This is a genomic window from Paenibacillus sp. AR247 (genome assembly GCF_002968895.1).
GTDB lineage: Bacteria > Bacillota > Bacilli > Paenibacillales > Paenibacillaceae > Paenibacillus_AQ > Paenibacillus_AQ favisporus.
On record NZ_PCZT01000026.1, the window covers coordinates 34,674 to 41,700 of the forward strand.

Annotated in this window: 3 protein-coding genes and 1 pseudogene; 3 read left to right on the plus strand and 1 reads right to left on the minus strand. The window is 55.8% G+C overall.

Going from position 1 to position 7,027, the window contains the following annotated elements:
• Positions 1-180, plus strand: a pseudogene (locus CPT76_RS38555) (ABC transporter ATP-binding protein); the annotation flags it as partial.
• Positions 177-989, plus strand: a complete 813-nt coding sequence (locus tag CPT76_RS34350; RefSeq protein ID WP_105446091.1) for an energy-coupling factor transporter transmembrane component T family protein — start codon at positions 177-179, stop codon at positions 987-989. The pseudogene CPT76_RS38555 and the gene CPT76_RS34350, both read left to right, overlap by 4 nt.
• Before the next feature lie 191 nt (positions 990-1,180).
• On the opposite strand, the gene CPT76_RS34355 is transcribed toward CPT76_RS34350, so the two are convergent.
• Complete coding sequence (locus CPT76_RS34355; RefSeq protein ID WP_258169080.1) at positions 1,181-2,284, minus strand: YheC/YheD family endospore coat-associated protein; 1,104 nt, start codon at positions 2,282-2,284, stop codon at positions 1,181-1,183.
• Positions 2,285-2,650: 366 nt separating this feature from the next.
• Here CPT76_RS34355 and CPT76_RS34360 point away from each other — a divergent pair, with 366 nt between their 5' ends.
• Positions 2,651-6,973, plus strand: coding sequence for a hypothetical protein (locus CPT76_RS34360; RefSeq protein WP_105446092.1), 4,323 nt, complete (start codon positions 2,651-2,653; stop codon positions 6,971-6,973).
• Positions 6,974-7,027: the final 54 nt, after the last annotated feature.

Below are 7,027 nucleotides of genomic sequence, written 5' to 3' on the forward strand. Positions count from 1 at the left end.
GCGCTTCGCCGAAGCGGCACGGCGATCATTATGGTGACGCATGAGCGAGAAATCGCTGAGGTGGCCTCTACCCAAGTATGGGAAATCCAAGACGGAAGTTTGATGGCGATAAAGCCCGGGAGGCGGAGGCTTGAGAGAGAAGGCGCAGCTTCGGATGCGCAGGAGGAGGTGAGCGGATGAACCGGTTTTTGAGTCCGAGCCGTCTTACCTGGCTTCACCGGGCGAATCCCTCGTTGAAGCTCGCCGTGCTGATCGTGTTGTTTATCGTTACGGTTCAGACGCGGAGCATTGATTTTGCCGTCTATCAGGCCGCGGTCTACATCGCCGTCCTGTTTTTGTTCAGCGGTTATCCGGCATGGAAGGTATCGCTGCTCGTTCTCTCCTTCAGCCTCGTATTCGTTTCTTCGTCCCTGACGATGATCCTATTCGGGAAAGGGGACCATGTCTGGTGGCAGTGGGGGATGTTCCGCGTATCCGAGGAAAGCTTCTACCGCGGGCTGCACCTGGGATTCCGGGCGATTGCCTTTGCGGCAGAAGGGCTGCTCTTTGTCATGACCACGCCGTCCGTCAAACTGTTCTATTCGCTGATGCAAAATTTTCGCCTTCCCCCCAAATTCGCATACAGCTTCATGGCATCGATCCGGCTGCTGTCCATCGTTTGGGAGGAGTTTCTTATCCGCAGGCAGGCGCTGCGGATCCGCGGCGTGCGGACAGGCCGGGGGCCGAGTGGCCTCCTTGAGCATGTCCGGCTGTATGCGGTGCCGCTGCTGTCGCAGAGCATCCGCCGGGCGCACCGCGTTGCCGTGGCGATGGAAGCGAAGCAGTTCAGCGGGTCGGGGCGCAGAACGTACTATTATCCGTCCGCTTTCAGCAGATATGACGGGCTGGCGGTTCTCATGTTCGTCATTGCCCTAGCGGCTGCGTACTATGCGGCCGCTGCCGTTCCCTGGTTCGGCATCGAAGATGTCAGGTACCATGGACAAGGTTAAGCCGTATGATAGCTATTAGCCGATGCTGAAAAGACCGAAAAAGCGGCATGATGCATTTTCGGTCTTTCATTTAAGCATATTTTTGTTCAGCATCCGTTGTTTTCCCGGTTTCCCGTTTTGCGTTTCTACCTGCTATATCGGATTTCTCGGAGGATGCGCGCAATGAATGGCAGACTAACCCGAGATCCGGCTCAAAGTTCTATGCCGGTGTGCTGCCGGTTTACCAGGTACCGGGCATAGGCCAAAGGCTCCCGATATGTTTTTTTCCAATACTGGGGCATATTAGCGTTTCGGAAACCGTAACGTTGATCCCGTCCGTTGCATTCAATAAAATACGGCTTGCCGCCCTTGGTGACGCCGATATCCAGGCCAAGGTCCGCCGTAAAAGGCAAGTGCTGCTCCAGCTGCCGGACCACGCCGAAGGCCAGCTGATGTACGCTATCCGAGATTCTGTCCGCAGATAACCCCGGCAGGCTTTCGGCCAGAATTCGTTCGGCCGGGAAGGCCTTGCCGCCTTGAGCGACATTGGAGACGAACATTCGGGATGCGGCGACTTTGGCGTACATTCCCGTCAGGCTCCAGCTGCCGCTGATGCCTCGCTGGATGGAGACGCGAAGGTCATAAGGCCGTTGTTTATATTCCGCCAGTGCGATGCGTTCCTGGACAAGGAAGGGCGCCTGGGAGATCCGGCGCAGCAGGATGCCCGGAAGTTGTTGTCTATTCAAGCGAACCGTCGTCCATCCCAGGGATCGCCCGGTTCGGGCATAAGTAAGATACCAATGCTGGCCGTGGGCGTGAAGACGCATAATTCCTCTGCCGACGCTGCCGACGCAAGGCTTTAATATCAGATCACGATATCGCCGCATCATTTCCTGGACAGAGGAAGGGGCGGCGATCGTCGTATCGGGAAGATGCTGCGAAAGCAGCGGGTTACTTTCGAGCAAGTGATGAATTTCATCTTTCCCGTACCGATTGTTGGCGTTGAATATCATATATCCGCCGTCTATAAGACGTTGAATTCTATTTTTTGACCGTCCGTCAAAGTAGATGGCCCGGTTATGAATGACCCTTGGCAGCGGAAGCCTGGTGTAAACGTATTTCCCCTCTCTCAGAACAAACGCCGAACATTCATGGCGTTCAATATCGATATCCTGTAGTTTCATATAGCACGGCCTCAAGCCGAACATCCGGGCCGCCTCTTCATAATTGACGAGGGATTCCGCTCCCGTCTTTCCGCCGGGAATTCCCCGGTGCACCGCTGCATTCAGCAGAATTCCAACATCAGAAATCCACACGTTCATCCCTCCCTGGCATTCCGTCATCCCACTTTTTATATATCCTATGCCATAGATTGCTATAAGCAAGGGTCTTTGTCCGTAACGTGCCGCCTATTTTCTCAAACGGTGAAGGATGAATGCACAGAGTAGTTATTGGTGGGCAGGTGACACTCATGTACCTCAGGATGTCCCTCGATCATCCCCAGAACTTCAACCTTTTATCCCTGAATATTTGTGATCCCGTCCTCCCGGATTGTTCTGCCGGAAGCATCCATCCGATTGGCTAGTTCAAAATCGTTACAAAAACCGGGAAATCAGTGACAACGGCCTATTTGTTCGCATATGATGCCCAAGATGCATCCGGTCAGGAAGGAGCGAGGTCTTTTGAAGAAGAAAAATAAAAGCCGGACGGTTAAACAACCGAACAAGAACCTCTATTTCGTGGATAATCCTGAAATTCAGGAGTTGGAACTGATCCGTAAAAGCAAAGTAACGGCGCCAAAGACAAACCAACTTGATTCATATGCGGAAATCCGATCCATTGCCCCTGATGCAGTCCTTGAAAAGGAAGAAGTCCAGCAAACAACGACTTTGGACACAGTTGAACCGATACAAGAGCACCAAATGGAGGACACTGCAGAGAGCAAGCCTGAGGCAATAGAAGAGACCGAGGAGGAGGCGGTATCCGAGGAAGCGGTACCCGAGGAGCCTGTTATTGAAGAAGCTATACCTGAGGAGACGGTGCCGGTTCGGGACCGTGAGGAGCTGGAGGAGATCATTGAAGAAAAAAGGATGCCGAATTCCCCGGAGCCAATCATTTATACGGATGATCTGAGCGACGGTTCGGTCACGACGTCCAAAATTGCGCTCCGGGCCATTGACTCGTCCAGACTTCAGCCCGGCTCGGTAGGCAGCGAGGCCATTGCAGATTATGCTGTTTCTCATATTCACTTAGCCGACGGCTCCGTGGTCTCCTCCAAAATTGCCTCTGAGTCCATTTTGGAGGAGCATCTGACCGACGGCGCGATCAGCGGCAGCAAAATTCGGGATCGCTCCATCAGCGGGGAAAAAATCCGCGACGGAAGCATTACATCCGCCAAGCTGGGCGACCAGGTGATCGATTCCACCAAAATCGCCGACGGTTCCATCACGTCACGCCATTTGAGCAGTCTGGTCGTAAACACAGATCTGCTGCAAGACCAAGCCGTAACGGCAAGCAAAATTGCTGGGGCCAGCATCCAGTCCATGCATTTGACCAATGAAGTGATCGACACGTCGAAACTGGCCGAAGGCGCCGTTACTGGCTCGAAGATCCGGACCGGCGAAATTACGGGCGACAAGCTGAAGGAGCGCTCCATCGAAAGCGTTCATATACGGGAAGGATCACTGACCGGGGAACTTCTTCAGAACGGCTCCGTTGGCGGAAATCAAATCGCGACGGGGAGCGTGTCAAGCGAGCATGTCGCCAAAAAATCAGTCGGCACCCAACATCTGCAGGATGGAGCCGTGACCGGACCAATATTGGCACCCTTTGCAGTAACGTCCGCGCATTTGGCGGATGCGACCATTCGCGGCAAGCATATCGCCCCCGGCGAGATCACTGCAGCACACTTGGCCGACCACAGCGTCGGGGCGAACAAATTGGCGGAGCAGTCGGTCGGAACGGTGCATATTGTCGAGCAGACGGTCACCTCATCTAAAATTGCCGATCAAAGCATTCTGCCCCAGAAGATTGCAGACGAAGCCGTGCAGACCCGGCATCTGGCACAAGGTGCCGTCCAGAAAGCACAGATTGCGCCGAATTCCATTCAGACGTCCCACATTCAGCAGGGGGCTGTTAACGGCAGCCATATTGCGGCAAACGTCGTGGAAGGCTCTCATGTCAGACACGGGTCGATCACTACGGGACACATTACCCGCAGCGCCATTGTCGAGCAGCATATCTCGGATGGAGCGGTAGCTTCCCGTCATCTGCAGAACAAATCTGTCATTGGTGAAAAGCTCGCAGGCGGCAGCGTGACGAGCGGCATACTGGCAGACGGCGCGGTCGGCGGACGCAATATAGCCGAAGGCGGCATCAGCGCGGAGCATATCCGCCCGGCTTCGATTCAGGATCGGCATTTGTCCGACAAAAGCGTGCGGGCGTCCGCGATTCAGGATCAGGCCGTCACAACCCAGCATATAGCCAAAGGTTCGGTGAACGCAGATCATCTGACACCGGGAATCGTACACAACGCAATCATTAGGAATGAAGCGGTAACTGCAGAAAAGCTCTCGGCAGGAAGCGTTCAATCCGGTCATCTCAATCACGGCATTATCTATCCGGCTCACTTAGCGGACCATGCGGTCACCTCCCTGAAGCTTTCGCCCGAAAGCGTGGCGACCGACAAAATTCAGGATCTGGCGGTGACGTCGGCCAAACTGGCTGATGGGAGTGTGAGCAGCCCCAAGCTGGCCTCCGCGTCCGTAAGCAGTGAGCATTTGTCCGACAACGCCGTCACTTCCCGCTCGATCAACGTGGGTGCGGTAACCCAGCGGCATCTCTCGGAAGAATCAGTCGGCGGAGTACAGCTCCAGCCCGGCTCGGTTTCCAGCGTGCATTTGCACAGTGGAGCGGTCGAAGAAAAGCATCTGGCTGAAGGCATCGTCAGCGAGCGCCATCTCACGGCCGGCTCGGTCGGAGGAACCCAGCTTCAGGCCGATTCCGTCAACGGAGCGCACCTGCAAAACAATTCAGTAGAAGAGAAACATCTGGCCGAAGGTATCGTCAGTGAGCGCCACCTCACGGCCGGCTCGGTCGGAGGAACCCAGCTTCAGGCCGACTCTGTCTCCGGAATACACCTGCAAAACCAAGCGGTGGAAGAGAAGCATTTGGCTGACAATATCATCAGTGAGCGCCATCTTACAGCCGGTTCGGTCGGAGGAACCCAGCTTCAGGCCGACTCTGTCTCCGGAATACACCTGCAAAACCAAGCGGTGGAAGAGAAGCATCTGTCTGACAATATCATCAGTGAGCGTCACCTTACGTTCGGTTCGATCGGCGGAAATCAGCTTCAGGACGGTTCCGTCTCCGGGGTGCACCTGCAGAACCAAGCGGTGGAAGAGAAGCATCTGGCTGATAATATCATCAGTGAGCGTCATCTCACTGCAGACTCAGTCGGAGGGAATCAGCTCCAGGCCGGTTCTGTTTCCGGTGAGCACCTGCAAGACCGTACTGTCGAGGAAAGACATTTGGCTGAAGGCATTGTCGGCGAGCGTCATCTCACACCAGGCTCGGTCAGCGAAGGGCATCTGCAGTCCGCATTGATCCAGGAACGCCATTTGAGTCAGTTATCGGTTAACACAGAAGCCATCAAGGACGGCGCAATAACCGCATCGAAGCTCGGACCGGAATCGGTCGGCAGCGTCAATATCAAACAGGATGCCGTCCGCTCCATTCATCTCCATGAGAAAAGCGTACAGCAGCGGCATCTTGCTCCGGGGGCGGTCGGTTTCCGGCATCTTGCTCCGGATTCCGTGGGAGAAGAGCAGCTTCAGTCAGGCAGCATCAAGGCCCAGCATCTGGCCGAAGGTGCCGTATATTCGGAGGCACTGCAGGATGGTGCGGTGGGCGCCTCCAAGCTGGCACCGGCATCCGTCGACAGCCGCCCATCTGAAACCGGCCTCCATGGTTTCGAGCATCTTCAGGAGGGGATTATCCGCAACGGCCACCTGGGTGAAGAAGCTGTCGGCTCTAAGCAGTTAGCGCCGGCATCCGTCACAGCGACCCATCTGACGAACGGCAGCATACAATCCGGCCATCTTGCCCCGGATGCGGTATCCGAAGTTGCCCTCCAGGGCGGATCGGTAACCGGTGATAAGATCGCGCCGAATTCGATCGGAACCGGCCATATTCAGGAGAAATCGATCGGCTCGGCTCAGCTTCAGGAAAAGAGCGTGGAGAAGCAGCACATTGCCCCGGGTGCGGTGGACTTCAGGCATTTAGCCCCTGAATCGGTCGGAGAGGAACAGCTGCAGGCAGGCAGTGTCGGTATACAGCATCTGGCCACAAGTTCGGTGCATACCGAAGCGCTGCATCCCGGTGCGGTCACAGCCGATAAGCTGGCGGACACGTCGATCGGAAGCCATCACATCCAGACAGGGGCCGTAACGGCGGAGCACCTGGCCTTTGGGGCTGTTCACGAGCATGCGCTGAAGGATGGATCCGTAAGCTCGGCTAAATTGGCCACGGGTGCGATAGGAAGTGTCCACATCCAGCCGGAATCGATCCTCCCGCTTCACCTTCAGGCCGAGAGCATCCAGGATTGGCATCTGCAGCCAGGACTCATTCAGGGCCAGCATCTTACAGAAGGGGCCGTCGGTCCAGATCAACTGGCCCCCGAATCGGTCACCTCGGATCATCTGCAGCGGAGCAGCATCCAGCCGCATCACCTGGATCGGAGTTCCGTTACGACTGATTCTCTGAAGGACGAAGCCGTTACGGGGAATAAAATCGCTCCAGGCTCGGTTAGCAGCAGCCATGTCCAGCCGGAATCGATTCAGCCGTCCCATCTGCAGCCCGGCCTCATTCATGGAGAACATCTTGGCAGAAGGAGCGGTCGGCGCGGAACATCTGGCAGCCGAATCCGTCACCTCGGATCACCTGCAGCAGGGCAGCATCCAGCCGCATCACCTGGACCGGAATGCAGTCACGACAGATGCTCGTGAAGGAATGAAAACCGTCACGGGAGACTAAAATCGCTTCTCGCGCGGTAGCAGCAG

What these genes read in the sequence shown, in the direction of transcription:
- CPT76_RS34350 (WP_105446091.1), top strand. Translation starts at nt 177, where the DNA reads ATGAACCGGTTTTTGAGTCCGAGCCGTCTTACCTGGCTTCACCGGGCG.